The 15,212-nt window shown below is 49.8% G+C and carries 27 protein-coding genes; all 27 read left to right on the top strand.

The features are described from left to right. Positions 1-18: 18 nt before the first annotated feature. Genes rpsL through ACZ5PT_RS00420 form a run of 27 tightly spaced genes read left to right on the top strand, consistent with a single transcriptional unit; the run spans position 19 to position 15,212 of the window. A complete protein-coding gene (gene rpsL, locus ACZ5PT_RS00550) occupies positions 19-390 on the top strand; it encodes a 30S ribosomal protein S12 (RefSeq protein ID WP_464264864.1) in 372 nt (123 codons plus the stop codon). A 15-nt stretch (positions 391-405) separates the two neighbouring features. Continuing rightward, a complete protein-coding gene (gene rpsG, locus ACZ5PT_RS00545) occupies positions 406-876 on the top strand; it encodes a 30S ribosomal protein S7 (RefSeq protein ID WP_464264863.1) in 471 nt (156 codons plus the stop codon). A gap of 26 nt (positions 877-902) precedes the next feature. Continuing rightward, the gene (gene fusA / locus ACZ5PT_RS00540) at positions 903-2,981 is read left to right on the top strand and encodes an elongation factor G (protein WP_464264862.1); all 2,079 of its coding nucleotides are present in this window, start codon (positions 903-905) and stop codon (positions 2,979-2,981) included. A 23-nt stretch (positions 2,982-3,004) separates the two neighbouring features. Then, a complete protein-coding gene (tuf, locus tag ACZ5PT_RS00535) occupies positions 3,005-4,198 on the top strand; it encodes an elongation factor Tu (protein ID WP_464264861.1) in 1,194 nt (397 codons plus the stop codon). Positions 4,199-4,215: 17 nt separating this feature from the next. Beyond that, entirely contained in the window at positions 4,216-4,524 is a 309-nt protein-coding gene (rpsJ, locus tag ACZ5PT_RS00530) for a 30S ribosomal protein S10 (protein ID WP_464264860.1), read from the top strand. Between the two features lie 35 nt (positions 4,525-4,559). After that, positions 4,560-5,183, top strand: coding sequence for a 50S ribosomal protein L3 (gene rplC / locus ACZ5PT_RS00525; protein WP_464264859.1), 624 nt, complete (start codon positions 4,560-4,562; stop codon positions 5,181-5,183). 24 nt (positions 5,184-5,207) lie between these two features. Continuing rightward, on the top strand, positions 5,208-5,831 hold the full coding sequence (gene rplD / locus ACZ5PT_RS00520) for a 50S ribosomal protein L4 (protein WP_464264858.1): 624 nt from the start codon (positions 5,208-5,210) through the stop codon (positions 5,829-5,831). Then, on the top strand, positions 5,828-6,115 hold the full coding sequence (locus tag ACZ5PT_RS00515; protein ID WP_464264857.1) for a 50S ribosomal protein L23: 288 nt from the start codon (positions 5,828-5,830) through the stop codon (positions 6,113-6,115). The genes rplD and ACZ5PT_RS00515 overlap by 4 nt, the downstream gene beginning before the upstream one ends. A 34-nt stretch (positions 6,116-6,149) precedes the next feature. Further along, the gene (rplB, locus tag ACZ5PT_RS00510; protein ID WP_464264856.1) at positions 6,150-6,977 is read left to right on the top strand and encodes a 50S ribosomal protein L2; all 828 of its coding nucleotides are present in this window, start codon (positions 6,150-6,152) and stop codon (positions 6,975-6,977) included. 29 nt (positions 6,978-7,006) lie between these two features. Further along, a complete protein-coding gene (gene rpsS, locus ACZ5PT_RS00505) occupies positions 7,007-7,288 on the top strand; it encodes a 30S ribosomal protein S19 (RefSeq protein WP_464264855.1) in 282 nt (93 codons plus the stop codon). Between the two features lie 31 nt (positions 7,289-7,319). Continuing rightward, positions 7,320-7,652, top strand: coding sequence for a 50S ribosomal protein L22 (gene rplV, locus ACZ5PT_RS00500; protein ID WP_464264854.1), 333 nt, complete (start codon positions 7,320-7,322; stop codon positions 7,650-7,652). 17 nt (positions 7,653-7,669) lie between these two features. Then, a complete protein-coding gene (gene rpsC, locus ACZ5PT_RS00495; RefSeq protein WP_464264853.1) occupies positions 7,670-8,320 on the top strand; it encodes a 30S ribosomal protein S3 in 651 nt (216 codons plus the stop codon). A gap of 16 nt (positions 8,321-8,336) precedes the next feature. Continuing rightward, complete coding sequence (gene rplP, locus ACZ5PT_RS00490; RefSeq protein WP_464264852.1) at positions 8,337-8,759, top strand: 50S ribosomal protein L16; 423 nt, start codon at positions 8,337-8,339, stop codon at positions 8,757-8,759. After that, positions 8,749-8,940 carry a 50S ribosomal protein L29 gene (gene rpmC / locus ACZ5PT_RS00485; RefSeq protein WP_464264851.1) on the top strand — a complete coding sequence of 64 codons (192 nt, stop codon included), beginning with the start codon at positions 8,749-8,751 and terminating at the stop codon, positions 8,938-8,940. Before rplP ends, rpmC begins: the two co-directional genes overlap by 11 nt. Before the next feature lie 16 nt (positions 8,941-8,956). Continuing rightward, positions 8,957-9,223 carry a 30S ribosomal protein S17 gene (rpsQ, locus tag ACZ5PT_RS00480; protein WP_464264850.1) on the top strand — a complete coding sequence of 89 codons (267 nt, stop codon included), beginning with the start codon at positions 8,957-8,959 and terminating at the stop codon, positions 9,221-9,223. Positions 9,224-9,232: 9 nt separating this feature from the next. Then, positions 9,233-9,601: a 50S ribosomal protein L14 gene (gene rplN, locus ACZ5PT_RS00475; RefSeq protein ID WP_464264849.1), complete on the top strand. Its 369-nt coding sequence runs from the start codon at positions 9,233-9,235 to the stop codon at positions 9,599-9,601. 26 nt (positions 9,602-9,627) lie between these two features. Further along, positions 9,628-9,957, top strand: coding sequence for a 50S ribosomal protein L24 (rplX, locus tag ACZ5PT_RS00470; protein ID WP_464264848.1), 330 nt, complete (start codon positions 9,628-9,630; stop codon positions 9,955-9,957). A gap of 12 nt (positions 9,958-9,969) precedes the next feature. Further along, positions 9,970-10,509, top strand: a complete 540-nt coding sequence (gene rplE / locus ACZ5PT_RS00465) for a 50S ribosomal protein L5 (protein WP_464264847.1) — start codon at positions 9,970-9,972, stop codon at positions 10,507-10,509. A gap of 20 nt (positions 10,510-10,529) precedes the next feature. Beyond that, a complete protein-coding gene (locus ACZ5PT_RS00460) occupies positions 10,530-10,715 on the top strand; it encodes a type Z 30S ribosomal protein S14 (protein ID WP_464264846.1) in 186 nt (61 codons plus the stop codon). 21 nt (positions 10,716-10,736) lie between these two features. Further along, complete coding sequence (rpsH, locus tag ACZ5PT_RS00455; protein WP_464264845.1) at positions 10,737-11,135, top strand: 30S ribosomal protein S8; 399 nt, start codon at positions 10,737-10,739, stop codon at positions 11,133-11,135. Between the two features lie 16 nt (positions 11,136-11,151). Beyond that, positions 11,152-11,688: a 50S ribosomal protein L6 gene (gene rplF, locus ACZ5PT_RS00450; RefSeq protein WP_464264844.1), complete on the top strand. Its 537-nt coding sequence runs from the start codon at positions 11,152-11,154 to the stop codon at positions 11,686-11,688. 27 nt (positions 11,689-11,715) lie between these two features. Then, a complete protein-coding gene (gene rplR, locus ACZ5PT_RS00445) occupies positions 11,716-12,078 on the top strand; it encodes a 50S ribosomal protein L18 (protein WP_464264843.1) in 363 nt (120 codons plus the stop codon). A gap of 11 nt (positions 12,079-12,089) precedes the next feature. Further along, positions 12,090-12,581, top strand: a complete 492-nt coding sequence (gene rpsE / locus ACZ5PT_RS00440; protein ID WP_464264842.1) for a 30S ribosomal protein S5 — start codon at positions 12,090-12,092, stop codon at positions 12,579-12,581. 22 nt (positions 12,582-12,603) lie between these two features. After that, a complete protein-coding gene (rpmD, locus tag ACZ5PT_RS00435; protein WP_464264841.1) occupies positions 12,604-12,786 on the top strand; it encodes a 50S ribosomal protein L30 in 183 nt (60 codons plus the stop codon). A gap of 16 nt (positions 12,787-12,802) precedes the next feature. Beyond that, positions 12,803-13,243: a 50S ribosomal protein L15 gene (gene rplO, locus ACZ5PT_RS00430; RefSeq protein WP_464264840.1), complete on the top strand. Its 441-nt coding sequence runs from the start codon at positions 12,803-12,805 to the stop codon at positions 13,241-13,243. A gap of 3 nt (positions 13,244-13,246) precedes the next feature. Continuing rightward, on the top strand, positions 13,247-14,554 hold the full coding sequence (gene secY, locus ACZ5PT_RS00425) for a preprotein translocase subunit SecY (protein ID WP_464264839.1): 1,308 nt from the start codon (positions 13,247-13,249) through the stop codon (positions 14,552-14,554). A gap of 10 nt (positions 14,555-14,564) precedes the next feature. Next, positions 14,565-15,212 carry an adenylate kinase gene (locus ACZ5PT_RS00420; RefSeq protein ID WP_464264838.1) on the top strand — a complete coding sequence of 216 codons (648 nt, stop codon included), beginning with the start codon at positions 14,565-14,567 and terminating at the stop codon, positions 15,210-15,212.

The raw sequence follows: 15,212 nt of genomic DNA, 5'->3' as shown, positions 1-15,212 counted from the left end.
AGTTTTGGGAGATTTTAGATGCCAACAATAAACCAGCTGATTCGCCACGGGCGCAAAAAGAAAGTCACTAAGTCGACTGCCCCTGCGCTGAAAAGTTGTCCACAGCGACGCGGAGTCTGTACTCGTGTTTATACCACAACTCCAAAGAAGCCGAACTCGGCTTTGCGGAAAGTCGCCCGGGTCCGTTTAACTAATGGGCTTACTGTGACTTCCTATATTCCAGGTGTGGGTCATAACCTTCAGGAACACTCTGTTGTGTTGATTCGCGGCGGTCGGATTAAAGATTTACCGGGTGTGCGTTATCATATCGTTCGCGGTACTCTTGATCTTGCTGGTGTTAAAGATCGTAAGCAGGGTCGCTCCAAGTATGGCGCCAAGCGCCCGAAGTGATAAGAAGAGGACGTTATGCCTAGAAGAAGAGAAGTCCCAAAGCGGATTATTCTGCCTGATCCAAAGTTTGGTGATCAGTTAGTTGCTAAGTTCGTTAACAACGTCATGAGTGACGGCAAGAAGAGTACTGCTGAGCAAATTGTTTACGGTGCCTTCGATCTGGTTGCCGAGCGTAGCGGTAGCGATCCTCTTGAAGTTTTTAAGGGTGCGATGGACAATGTCCGTCCTGTTCTTGAAGTTAAGTCTCGTCGGGTTGGTGGGTCGACCTACCAGGTCCCGATTGAGGTAAGTCCGTCTCGGCGTACTGCTCTGGCGATGCGTTGGTTGGCTATCCATGCCAGAAAACGCAGCGAAAAGACGATGCGTGAGCGCTTGGCAGGTGAGTTTCTTGACGCATTTAACAACCGTGGTGCGGCAGTCAAGAAACGTGAAGATACCCACCGTATGGCTGAGGCTAATAAGGCCTTTGCTCACTATCGCTGGTAATCCGGCGGTATTGTCAGGAGTAAGTTGTGGCGCGCAAGGTAGCATTAAGTAAGACCCGAAATATCGGTATCATGGCTCATATTGATGCTGGAAAGACTACGACTACAGAGCGTATTCTTTATTATACGGGTGTTTCTCATAAAATTGGTGAAGTTCATGATGGCGCTGCCACTATGGATTGGATGGCGCAGGAGCAGGAGCGTGGTATTACTATTACCTCAGCTGCGACTACCTGTTTCTGGGATGATCACCGTGTCAATATTATTGATACTCCGGGTCACGTCGATTTCACCATTGAGGTTGAGCGGTCGCTGAAGGTTCTGGATGGCGCTGTTGCGGTGTTCTGTTCCGTCGGTGGCGTTGAGCCACAATCTGAGACTGTCTGGCGTCAGGCTGATAAGTATGGCGTGCCGCGGATTGCGTTCATCAATAAGATGGACCGCACCGGTGCTGACTTTCAGCATGGTGTTGATATGATCCGTGACCGTCTCGGTGCGAATCCTTTGCCGTTGCAGTTGCCGATCGGTGCCGAAGAAAACTTCCGCGGTCTCGTCGACTTGGTCGCTATGCAGGCGATTGTCTGGGATGACGAGTCGATGGGTGCCAAGTACGAGGTCGTCGACATTCCGGCCGATATGGTTGACGATGTGCAGGCTGCTCGTGAAGCTCTGATCGAAGAGGTCTCTTCGCATGACGACGCGCTGATGGAGAAATATCTCGGCGGCGAAGCATTGACCGAAGCTGAAATTAAAGAAGCGATCCGTAAAGGGACACGGGACATCCTCTTCTGCCCAGTTTTCTGCGGAAGTGCATTTAAGAATAAGGGTGTTCAGACTCTGCTTGACGCAGTTGTCGCCTATATGCCTTCTCCACTCGATGTGCCCGCTATCAAGGGTATTCATCCAGATACTGGTGAAGAGCAAAATCGCCCAGCTGACGATAGCGCTCCATTTGCATCGTTGGCATTTAAGATCATGACTGATCCCTTTGTCGGGCAGTTGACTTTCTTCCGCGTTTACTCCGGTATCGCTGAGTCTGGCACCACAGTGCTGAACTCGACCAAGGGTAAGAAAGAACGCTTTGGCCGTCTGTTGAAGATGCACGCCAATAAGCGTGAAGAGATTAAGCAGGTTTATGCCGGTGATATTGCCGCTGCTGTTGGTCTTAAGTATAGTACCACTGGTGATACCCTCTGTGATATTTCCAATCCTACCTTGCTTGAGTCGATGGAGTTTCCAGAGCCGGTTATTCACCTCTCTGTTGAGCCGAAGACGAAGAGTGACCAGGAGAAGATGGGCATTGCCCTCGGCAAGTTGCTTTCGGAAGATCCTTCGCTGCGTGTGCGCACTGATGAAGAGACCGGACAAACCATTCTTTCCGGGATGGGCGAGTTGCACCTTGACGTTATCGTTGACCGGATGAAGCGTGAGTTTAGTGTTGAGGCTAACGTTGGTGCTCCGCAGGTTGCTTACCGTGAGTCGATTACTAAGTCTGTTGAAGTGCAGGGTAAATTTGTGCGTCAGTCGGGTGGTCGTGGTCAGTATGGCGATTGTTGGTTGCGTCTGGAGCCAGGTGAGCCGGGTGAAGGATTTACCTTTGTTGACGCGATCAAGGGTGGTGTTATTCCCCGCGAATACATTGGCGCTGTTGGTAAGGGTGCTGAAGAAGCCTCTGAAAACGGTGTTCTGGCTGGGTTCCCGATTGTCGATGTTAAGGTTACCGTTTTTGATGGTTCTTATCACGATGTTGACTCGAACGAGATGGCCTTTAAAATCGCCGGTTCCATGGGCTTTAAAGAGGGTGCCAGGAAGGCCGGACCGGCTTTGCTTGAACCGATTATGGCCGTCGAGGTCGTTGTCCCGGAAGAGTTTATGGGTGATGTCATCGGTGACCTGAACAGCCGCCGTGGCCGGATTATGGGCATGGAAGCTCGGGGCGGTGCACAGGTCGTTAGTTCGCATGTTCCGCTCTCAAGTATGTTCGGTTATGCAACGGATGTACGCAGTGCTACCCAGGGCCGCGCAACCTACTCAATGACTTTTGATCATTACGAGCAGGTACCGAAAGCTATTAGTGAAGAAATTATCGCCAAGGTCAACGGTTAAGGGACCTAGGAGAGGAGACTGTTATGGCCAAGGAAAAATTTGACAGGTCAAAGCCGCACGTCAATATCGGGACTATCGGTCACGTTGACCACGGCAAGACCACACTGACCGCAGCAATTACCAAAGTTCTGGCTGAGCAGTCAGGCTCCGGTATCGTCAAGGCGTTTGATCAGATTGATAACGCTCCTGAAGAACGTGAGCGCGGGATCACCATCGCAACTGCCCACGTTGAGTATGAGACTGCGAATCGTCACTACGCTCACGTTGATTGCCCGGGTCACGCTGATTACGTTAAGAATATGATCACTGGTGCAGCGCAGATGGACGGTGCTATTCTGGTCGTTTCCGCTGCCGATGGCCCGATGCCGCAGACTCGTGAGCATATCCTGCTCGCCCGTCAGGTTGGTGTCCCGGCGATGGTCGTGTTTTTGAATAAGGCCGACATGGTTGACGACGAGGAGCTCCTTGAGCTGGTCGACATGGAAATCCGTGAGCTGCTTTGTTCTTACGACTTCCCTGGCGACGATATTCCGATCATTGCCGGTTCGGCTCTGGCCGCCCTTGAAGGTCGTGATGACGAAATCGGCAAGGACAAAGTTCTCGAGCTGATGGCTGCGGTTGATGAATATATCCAGCAGCCTGAGCGTGCCATCGACAAGCCTTTCTTGATGCCGATTGAAGACGTCTTCTCGATCTCCGGTCGCGGTACTGTTGCCACCGGTCGTGTCGAGCGCGGCATCATCAAGGTTCAGGAAGAAGTCGAGATCGTCGGCATGAAAGAAACCGCCAAGACTGTCGTTACCGGTGTTGAGATGTTCCGCAAGCTGCTCGATCAGGGTCAAGCTGGCGATAACGTCGGCATCCTGTTACGTGGCCTGAAGCGTGAAGAGATTGAGCGTGGTCAGGTTCTGGCTAAGCCGGGCAGCATCACCCCGCACACCAAGTTCAAAGCTGAGGGTTATATCTTGACTAAAGAAGAGGGTGGCCGTCATACCCCGTTCTTCAAGGGTTATCGTCCTCAGTTTTATTTCCGGACCACTGACGTGACCGGTATTGTCACCCTGCCTGAGGGCGTAGAGATGGTTATGCCTGGCGACAACATCGCTATGGTTGTTGACCTGATCACACCGATCGCAATGGATGACGGTCTACGTTTTGCTATCCGCGAAGGTGGCCGTACTGTCGGCGCCGGCGTGGTTAGTGCAATCGTTGAGTAATACGAGGATATAAAGTAATGTCTACCCAGAAAATTAGAATTCGTCTGAAGGCCTATGATCACTCATTACTCGATCAGGCGGTCGCTGAAATAGTTGATACCACCAAGCGTACAGGTTCCCGTTTGGTCGGCCCGATCCCTTTGCCGACCATCATTAACAAGTACTGTGTTCTGCGTGGTCCACATGTTGATAAGAAGAGTCGTGAGCAGTTCGAAATCCGGACTCACAAGCGCCTTTTGGATATTATGGAACCGACCCAGCAGACTGTCGATGCTTTGATGAAGCTCGATCTGTCGGCCGGTGTTGATGTTGAGATCAAGCTTTAAGCGATCAAGACAATAGCGAGTTAAGGGCAACAGCAATGACCAACGGACTGTTAGGGAAAAAGATTGGGATGAGTCAGGTTTACGCCGCCGATGGGCAGCGGATTCCAGTGACCGTGCTTGAAGCCGGTCCTTGTACTATCCTGCAGAAGAAGACTGCCACTAGCGACGGCTATGAAGCCGTTCAGCTTGGGTTCGGCCTTAAAAAGGTCCATCGGACCAATAAGCCGGACATGGGCCATTTCAAGAAAGCCGGCAAGGGTGCATTTACGCTCGTACGTGAGTTTAGTGCCGATGCAGAGTGCCAGATTGGCGAAGAAGTTACCTGTGATATGTTCAAGCCAGGTGATCGCATCGACATTACTGGGACCAGCAAAGGTAAGGGCTTTCAGGGTGTTATCAAGCGCTGGGGTTTTGCTGGTGGTCGTGCTAGTCATGGTTCGATGTTTAAGCGGGGTCCTGGTTCTATCGGGCAGTCTGCTTCGCCTTCGAAAGTTTTTAAGGGCAAGAAGATGGCTGGCCAGATGGGGAACGTACGGGTTACTACCCAGAATCTGATTGTTGTCGATGTCCGCCCGGAACAAAACCTTATTCTTGTACGTGGTGCTGTGCCCGGACCGAAAAATGGTCTGGTCATGATCCGCAAGGGAATTAAGGCCTAAGCGCTACGGACACAGGAGTAGAAAATGGCAACTGTAACAATATTTGATCAGGACAAGAAGCAGGTTGGTGAACGAGAAATCGCAGATGCGATTTTTAATGCCGAGGTAAAAGGTTACCTGCTACACGATATGGTCCGTTATCAACTGGCTGCTCGTCGTCAAGGAACTGCATCGGTTAAAACCCGTGCTGCTGTTGCCGGTGGTGGTAAGAAGCCTTACCGTCAGAAAGGTACTGGTAACGCACGTCAGGGTACAGTGAGTGCTCCGCACTTCGTCGGTGGTGGTGTTGCTTTTGGTCCTCAGCCCCGTTCTTATGCTTTTAAGCTGAACCGAAAAGTTAAGAAATTGGCCTTGTGTAGTGCGCTGTCAGTTCGCTACCAAGCAGAGAAGCTGACCGTAATCAAGGATCTTAATCTTGATGCAATCAATACCAAATCTTTTGCTCAACTGATTCAACGTTTTGAGCTTGAAGGTGTATTGATTGTTATCGACCAGGCCGATCCTAAGGTTGAGCTGTCTGCACGCAATCTTCATAACGTCAAGGTGCTGCGTGCTGACGGTGTTAATGTTTACGACATTCTCAAGTACCCCAACCTGGTTCTGACCGATGCTGCGGTAAACGAGATTGAAGGAGCGCTGGAGAAATGAAACCACTGCATGAAGTTATCCGCAAACCGCTGATTACCGAAAAAGCGAACTTGTTGAAGGATGAATCACAGGTTGTCTCTTTCGAGGTTTCCCGCACTGCGAACAAAATCGAGATCAAGCAGGCTGTTGAGAAGGCTTTTGATGTTAAGGTCAAGGCTGTAAACACAATTCAACAGCGCGGTAAAACAAAGCGTGTTGGTCAAAATGTCGGCCAGCGCAATAGCTGGAAAAAGGCTTATGTGACTCTCGAAGAAGGTCACAATATCGATTTTTATGGTGTGTAAAACTGCGCGCTTTGCAGGTATGGAGTAGCTAATCATGGGTATCAAAAAATATAATCCGACCTCAGCCGGACGACGTCACATGACCTCTTTGACATTCGAAGAGATCACTAAGTCAACGCCTGAAAGATCGTTATTGGCGCCAATGTCCAGGAATGGCGGTCGTAACAACAATGGTCGTATCACCAAGCGTCATACTGGTGGTGGTCATAAGCAGAAGTACCGGATTGTCGACTTCCGTCGTGAAAAGAAGGAAATCACAGCGAAGGTTTCTGCTATCGAGTATGACCCGAATCGTAGCGCCAACATTGCGTTGCTGTTCTATGTTGATGGCGAAAAGCGCTACATTCTTGCTCCTAAGGGTCTGAATGTAGGCGACACTGTCGTTGCGAGTGACACTGCGGATATCACCCCGGGTAACGCGATGATGATAAAGTCGATTCCTCTCGGCACTTGGGTTCACAATGTTGAACTTAAAGTCGGCAAGGGTGGCCAGTTGGCACGTAGCGCTGGAGCCTATGCAGCAATTGCTGCTAAGGAAGGTCGTTACGCACAGTTACGGCTTCCCTCCGGCGAGGTACGTTTGGTGCTGCAAGAGTGCTGCGCGACTATCGGTCAGGTCGGCAACTTGGACCATGAAAAAGTTAAAATAGGTAAGGCTGGTCGTAATCGTTGGCTCGGTAAACGCCCTCAATCACGTGGTGTGGCGATGAACCCGGTTGATCACCCGCATGGTGGTGGTGAAGGTAAGAGCTCCGGAGGTCGTCACCCGGTGACTCCTTGGGGTGTTCCGACCAAGGGCTACAAGACCCGGACCAATAAGCGTACCGATAAGTTTATCGTGCGTCGCAGAAATAAAAAGTAATTTTTAGATACAGGCTCTAGGAGACAACCGTGGCAAGATCAATTAAAAAGGGACCTTACGTCCAAGAATGTTTGTTACGTAAGGTTGACCTCGAAGGTGAAGTGAACCGGAACAAGGTCGTTAAGACTTGGTCACGTCGTTCGACCATTATTCCGGAATTCGTCGGCTCGACTTTTGCCGTACATAATGGTAGAAAGTTTATCCCCGTGTTCGTCAGTGAGAACATGGTTGGTCACAAGCTGGGCGAATTCGCTCCGACCCGGACCTATTATGGCCACGGCTCTGACAGAAAGAGCAAAGTCAGAAAATAAGCACCGCGATTCCTGATAGGAGTTCCGAGGAATGGAAACACAAGCTAAGTTAAGGAACGTCCGCCTTTCTCCACGTAAGGCGAGACTCGTTGTCGATATGGTCCGCGGCAAAGGGATTCAGGAGGCTATGAATATCCTCCAGTTTTCCCCACAGAAAACCGCGCCTATTTTGTCTAAATTGTTGAAGTCTGCTGTTGCAAATGCTGAACAGAAGGGTGTCTCTGATGTCGATCAACTGTTTGTAAAAACAGTGATGGTTGATCAGGGCCCAGTTTTGAAGCGTTTTCTTCCCCGTGCTCAGGGGCGCGCCAGCCGGATTCGTAAACCGACCAGCCACATAACTGTGGTTCTGGACGTTAAGTAAGTCGAGGAGGTGTCCCTTTGGGCCAGAAAGTTCATCCGATAGGATTTCGTCTGGGGATCAACCGGACTTGGGAATCCCGCTGGTATGCAGATAATGATTATGCTGAAAAGCTGCATGCTGATTTAAAGCTCCGTAATTTCTTAAAGAAGCGGCTCTATCATGCTGGTATCTCGAAAATCGAGTTAGAGCGTGCTGCTAATAAGGTCAAAATCAATATTTTCGCTGCCCGCCCTGGTATCATCATTGGTAAAAAGGGTTCTGAGGTCGAAGTATTGAAGAAAGATCTGGCTAAAATCACTTCAGACGAGTGCTTTATCAACATCCAGGAAGTACGTAAGCCGGAAGTTGATGCCCAGCTAGTTGCAGAAAACATTGTGCTGCAGTTGGAACGGCGAGTTGCTTTTCGACGTGCAATGAAGCGCAGCGTTAGTATGGCTCTTAAGTTTGGTGCCAAGGGCATCAAGATTAACTGCGCCGGCCGACTGGGTGGTGCTGAGATGAGCCGTACTGAATGGTATCGCGAAGGTCGCGTACCTCTGCATACCCTGCGGGCAGACATCGATTATGGTTTCGCTGAGGCGAAAACCACCTATGGGATCATCGGTGTAAAAGTGCTCATCTTCAAGGGTGAAGTCCTTGGTAAAGAGAAAGAACAGCCGGCAGGCTGATCAGGAGTAACTTGTCATGTTAATGCCGAAAAAAGTTAAGCGTAGAAAGCAGTTTACCGGGCGGATGACCGGTCAGGCGTCCCGTGGTACAGAAGTTAACTTCGGTGACTTTGGTCTGCAGGCACTTGAGTGTGGCTGGCTGTCAGCTCGTCAAATTGAAGCTGCTCGTCGTGCCATGACCCGTTATATTAAACGGGGTGGTAAAATCTGGATCCGTTCCTTCCCACACAAGCCGCTCACCAGCAAGCCTGCTGAGACTCGGATGGGTAAAGGTAAGGGCTCGCCGGAGAGATGGGTTGCCGTTGTGAAGCCTGGTCACATTGTTTACGAAATGCAGGGAGTCGATGAAGAGACAGCGCGCGAAGCATTCCGCCTGGCTGCTCATAAGCTTCCGATGCGTACCAAGTTTGTAAAAAGAGAGGCTGGCGATGAAAGCTAGTGAAATCAACGACCTCAGTGTCGAAGAGTTGCAGGCAAAGACTGCGGAGTTGCAGCAGGAGCTGTTTAACCTGCGGTTTCAACTCCACACCGGACACTTGGAGAATACTTCCAGGGTTGCTCAGGTGCGGAAGGATGTCGCACGAGTTAAAACAGTTCTAACCGGTAAGCAGAATGCCTAGCGGGTGTGAGGAATCAATGAGTCAAGAACGAGGTAACCGGAGAACCCGGGTCGGAGTTGTGGTTAGTGACAAGATGGAAAAGACCGTTGTTGTACGGGTCGATCGTCTGGTCAAGCACAGCGTTTATAAAAAATACATCAAGCGCAACGTTAACTGTAAGGCTCATGATGAGGCGAACAGTTGTGGCATTGGTGATAAAGTCCTTATTGTCGAATCTAGGCCCTTGTCGAAAGATAAGCGCTGGCGCGTCCGCCAGATCCTGGAGAAGGCCGTTACCGCGTAGGAGTAAGTCATGATTCAGATGCAATCCATACTAAGCGTGGCGGACAACTCCGGAGCTAAGAAACTTTGCTGTATCAAAGTTCCAGGTGGGTCCAAGCGCAAGTACGCCGGTATCGGCGACATTATTATCTGTAGCGTCAGAGAGGCGCTGCCGAATTCGAAGGTCAAAAAGGGCGACGTGGTTCGTGCAGTTATTGTACGGACTGCCAAAGAAGTACCCCGTTCGGATGGTTCTTTTATCCGTTTTGACAATAACTCTGCTGTTGTTGTTAATACTGGTAATGAGCCGCTCGGCACCCGTATCTTTGGCCCTGTCGCCAGAGAACTGCGGGCCCGGAACTTTATGAAAATCGTTTCGCTGGCCCCTGAAGTTCTTTAATTTCTGACAGTTGGAGAGTCAAAGCGATGGCTACAGTAAAACTTCATGTCAAAAAAGATGACATGGTGAAAATTATCGCCGGTAAGGAAAAGGGCAAGACTGGTAAAGTCTTGCGTGTATTCCCTGCTAAAGGCCGCGTTGTGGTGGAAAGCCTCAACGTTATCAAGCGCCATACCCGTCCTAGTCAGGTTAACCCTGAGGGTGGGATTGTGGAAAAGGAAGCACCTCTCAGTCTTTCCAATGTAATGTTGGTATGCGGCTCATGTAATGAAGCTGCTCGGACTGGAGTGCGGAAGCTTGAAGATGGTAGCAAAGCTCGTTACTGCAAAAAATGTAACGCGAGTGTTGATAAGTAAACGGAGAATTCGATGGCCAGGTTGAAACAGGCATATCTTCAGGAGCAGGTTCCTGCCCTGATGAAGGAATTCCAGTACAGAAATGTTATGGAAGTTCCAAAGATCGAGAAAGTTGTTCTGAATATGGGCCTCGGTGAGGCGATTCAGAATCCGAAGCTGCTGGAATCTGCCGTAGAAGAGCTTGAGCGGATAACCGGTCAGAAAGCAGTTATTACCAAGGCCAGAAAATCGATCGCAACCTTTAAGTTGCGTGAAGAAATGCCTATTGGAACCTGCGTTACTTTGCGTCAGAATCGTGCCTGGGAATTCCTCGACCGTCTGATCAATGTTGCTTTGCCGCGTGTCCGTGATTTCAAAGGTGTGTCAGCAAAAGCTTTTGATGGTCGTGGTAACTACACTCTCGGTATCCGTGAGCAGTTGATCTTCCCGGAAATTGATTTGGATGTTATTGCCAAGGTCTCCGGTCTGAATATCACCATTGTAACATCGGCGAAAACTGACGAGGAAGGCCGCGCACTGTTGGCTGGTCTCGGCATGCCGTTTAGAAAATAGACTGGATTGCGGAGGAAATTGTGGCAAAGAAATCAATGATAGCCAAAGCGAAACGGCCGAAGAAATTCGCCGTTCGGGAATACAACCGCTGCCCGCTTTGCGGTCGTCCCCGCGCTTATTACCGTAAGTTTGATATGTGCAGAATTTGTCTGCGGAAACTGGCATCCGAAGGAAAACTTCCCGGTGTTGTCAAGTCCAGCTGGTAACAGCAAAGAGGAGTACCACCGATGTCTATGACCGATCCGATGGCGGATTTGTTGACCCGTATTCGAAATGCTGGGATGGCAAGTCATGCTAAGCTTGATATCCCGTCCAGTAACGTTAAAGTTGCTGTTGCCACTGTCCTCAAGGATCTTGGCTATATTAAAAATTTCAAGGCTATCAGCGATGACAAGCAAGGTGTCCTGCGTATCTATCTGAAATACGATAATAATCAGGAACCGGTTATCCACGAGATCAAGCGGATTTCTACTCCCGGGCGTCGTGTTTATGTCGGTAAGGATGAGATCCCTCGTGTGAAGAATGGTCTTGGGGCATCGATCCTGTCGACTTCCAAGGGTGTTCTTGATGATGTCTCAGCGCGTCGTGAGCAGGTCGGCGGCGAAGTCATCTGTACCATCTGGTAAGCAAGGAGTATCGACAATGTCACGTATAGGTAAGCTTCCCGTCGTCATTCCTGCGGGAGTCAAGGTTTCGCTTGACGGTAATCAGATGACTGTTCAGGGCCCTAAGGGGACCGTTTGCCAACAATTGCATGAGCGGATTACCATTGCAGTTGAAACCGAGCAGATTGTTTTTTCTCGTTCGACTGAAGAAAAACGAGATACTGCTTTGCATGGTCTGACCCGTGCGCTGGTTAACAATATGGTCGTTGGTGTAACTACCGGATTTCAGAAAGATCTAGAAATCAATGGAGTTGGCTATCGAGCTGAGGTTAGTGGTAAGGTTCTGACCCTTGCTCTCGGTTACTCGCACCCCGTTGTGTATGAGTTGCCCGAGGGGATCACTGTAGAGGTAGAGAAGCAGACCAAACTGTCGGTCAAGGGAATTGACAAGCAGTTGGTCGGTTCGGCTGCCGCGAAGATTCGTTCCTTCCGCAAGCCTGAGCCTTATAAGGGTAAGGGTATTAAGTATGCGGATGAGAAGATTCTGCGTAAGGCTGGTAAGGCCGGTAAGTAAGACTATTTTATATTAAGGAGCATGACTGTGAACGAATCCCAAAAACGACGTGTTGCTCGGCTCAAACGCCAGGCGCGTGTTAGGAAAAAAGTGCGTGGGACCACTGAATGCCCCCGGCTCTCCGTCTTCCGCAGCGCCAAGCATATCTACGCGCAAATAATCGAAGATGCTACCGGGAAAACAATGGTAGCTGCTTCGACACTCAGCAAAGATATTGATTTGGCTCAGTGCGGTAATGTGGAGGCAGCCAAGGCAGTCGGTAGTGCTATTGCTAAAAAGGCTCTCGACCAGAATATTTCTAAGGTCGTTTTCGACCGCAACGGTTTCCTGTACCAGGGGCGTGTTCAAGCGCTTGCTGATGCTGCACGGGAAGCCGGATTGAAGATGTGAGGAGTAGGGCTGTGCTGCACATTGATCCTGATAAATTGGAATTGACCGACCGGGTCATTCATATCAATCGTAACTCCAAGGTTGTTAAAGGCGGACGTCGTTTTAGCTTTTCGGCTTTGGTTGTTGTCGGTGATGGTAATGGTCACGTTGGTTACGGACTTGGTAAGGCTAAAGAAGTTCCTGAAGCAATCCGGAAGGGTGTTGAACAGGCGCGTAAGAGTCTGATCAGTGTTCCTATCCAGGATGGCAAAACCATCCCCTATGATGTTATCGGCAAGTTTGGGGCGGGCCGGGTTCTTTTGAAGCCTGCTTCTGAAGGTACCGGAGTTATTGCTGGTGGTGCTGTTCGTCCGATCCTTGAGGCCGTTGGTATTGGTAATATTCTGACCAAATGTCTGGGTTCTAATAACCCACACAATGTGGTTAAGGCGACTATCAGTGCACTGAAGATGCTGAAAAGCCCTGCCGAGATTAGGGCCCGTCGTGGCCTTGATAAGGCCTAGGGTTTTAAAGGAGGACGAGAAAATGGCGACGGAAGTTAAAGTCACCCTGAAGAAGAGTCCGATCGGACGAAAAGAATATTTCAGCAAAGTCCTTAAGGGACTCGGCTTGAAGCGTCTGCATCAGACAGTAGCCCTGCAAGATACCCCGGAAATCCGTGGTATGATCCGCAAGGTTGAACATATGGTTACGGTCGAAGACTGTTAACGCAGAGGACAACGAGATGGATTTAAGTAATCTGAAGCCGGCTCCCGGGTCGACAAAAAATAGAAAGCGTATTGGCCGCGGCCCCGGCTCCGGTACAGGTAAGACTTCCGGTAAGGGACATAAGGGTCAAAATGCGCGTAGTGGCGGTGGTGTTAAGCCTGGATTCGAAGGTGGCCAGATGCCTCTGCAGCGGCGTTTACCAAAGCGTGGTTTTACCTCGCTGAATAAAAAGGTTTACGCATTGGTTAATCTTCGTGACCTTGACGTTTTTGATGCAGGTTCTGTGGTTGGCCTAGAGGCCCTCGGTAAAACCGGATTGGTCAGCGGTATCAAAGACGGTGTTAAGATCCTGGCGGATGGCGATCTGACTAAGCCACTGACCGTTCAGGCTCATAAATTTAGCAAGTCAGCTGCGGAAAAAATTGAAGCAGCAGGCGGCAAGATTGAGGTTCTCTAACTTATGTCGACCCTGCAAAATATCTTTGCTATACCTGAGCTGCGACGACGGATTCTCTTTACGCTCGGCATGTTGGCTGTTTATCGAATAGGCTGCCACGTTCCGACACCGGGAATTGATGCGCAAGTTTTGGCAAAGTTTTTTGAAGGAACTGAGGGGACCCTACTTGGTCTTGTAAGTGCATTTACTGGTGGAGCGTTACAGCAAATGGCTGTGTTTGCTCTTGGTATTATGCCTTACATCAGCTCCTCGATTATTATGCAGCTTTTGACAGTTGTTTTCGAGCCGGTGGAAAAGCTTTCCAAAGAGGGAGAACAGGGTCGTAAAAAAATAACCCAATACACCCGCTATGGAACTATCGTCCTTGCGATCATCCAAGGAACTGGTATTGCGACTGGATTACAGTCGATGGTAGGTCCTGCCGGTGAACCGGTCGTACAGAACCCTGGCATCGGGTTTATCCTGATGACGGTTATTACTCTGACGGCAGGAACTGCCTTTATCATGTGGCTTGGTGAGCAGATTACCGAGCGCGGTATCGGCAACGGTATCTCCTTAATTATTTTTGCTGGTATTGTGGCTGGGATGCCGTCGGCTATTGTCAACTCAGTTCGCTTAGTTGAAACAGGTGCGATGTCTCCGGCGGTGATTATCTTCATCGTTGCTCTGATGCTGGTTGTTGTTGCTGCGATTGTTTTCATGGAACGCGCTCAGCGAAGGGTGCCGATTCATTATGCCAAGCGTGTTGTCGGGATGCGAAACATGGGAGGCCAGGCAAGTCACCTGCCTTTGAAAATCAATATGAGCGGCGTTATACCACCGATCTTCGCCAGTTCTATTATGATGTTTCCAGCTACAATTGCTAATTTTATTGATGCTCCATGGGTTCAGTCGGTATCTGCTGTCCTTGCGCCGAGCCATTGGGTTTATAACCTTTTTTATGTTGCGTTTATTGTTTTCTTTTGCTACTTCTACACGGCTATTACCTTTAATCCGGTCAACGTAGCTGAGAATATCAAGAATCAGGGCGGTTTCGTTCCAGGAATAAGACCTGGCAAGGAAACGGCAGATTACTTGGATATGGTTCTCGGCCGTCTTACATTTGCCGGTGCAATTTATGTGTCACTTGTTTGTGTGTTGCCGACCCTTTTGATCAATCAGTTGAATGTGCCATTCTTCTTTGGCGGTACTTCACTGCTGATTGTCGTCGGTGTTGGCATGGATACAGCGTCGCAGATTGAAGCGCACCTTATCTCTCGATCTTATGAGGGATTCATGAAGGGTGTGACTTTGAAGGGCCGGCACGGTTAAGGTTTATACGATGAAACTTGTTTTGCTTGGTCCTCCTGGGGCTGGTAAGGGAACGCAGGCTGCAATGCTGGTTGAGAAATTCGGCATTCCGCAGATATCAACTGGTGACATGTTGCGGGCGGCAGTCCAGAATCAATCTCCCATGGGCTTGAAGGCAAAGGGGTGTATGGATGCTGGGGCATTAGTTCCTGATGAAGTCGTCGTTGGTATCGTTCACGAACGCCTTCAGCAGGATGATTGTCAGGCTGGTTTCATTCTTGATGGTTTCCCGCGAACGGTACCGCAGGCTGATGAGTTGAAAAAAACTTTGTCGGAATTAGGGAAAGAACTTGATTCGGTTGTCTCTCTTGAGGTAGATATCAATGCCTTGGTCGAGCGTCTGGTCGGGCGACGAACCTGTGGTGCCTGTGGTAAAGGGTTTCATTTGAAGTTTGATCCTCCTGCTGACGACGGTTCATGTTCGGCCTGTGGTGGACAGTTAGTTCATCGTGATGATGATCAGGAAGCGACTATTCGTAATCGTATGGACGTTTATCATCAACAGACTGCTCCCTTGGAGGGCTACTACCGGAAGGATGATTTGCTTCTGGCTATTGATGGTATGCAGGAAATTTCAAAAGTACAGCAGCAGATAATTTCAGCTCTGCAGGCTGGTTGA

The sequence above is a fragment of the Desulfuromusa ferrireducens genome (assembly GCF_055389805.1).
The sequence above is the reverse complement of the archived record's forward strand: the minus strand, read 5'-3'. Positions and strand labels throughout refer to the sequence as shown.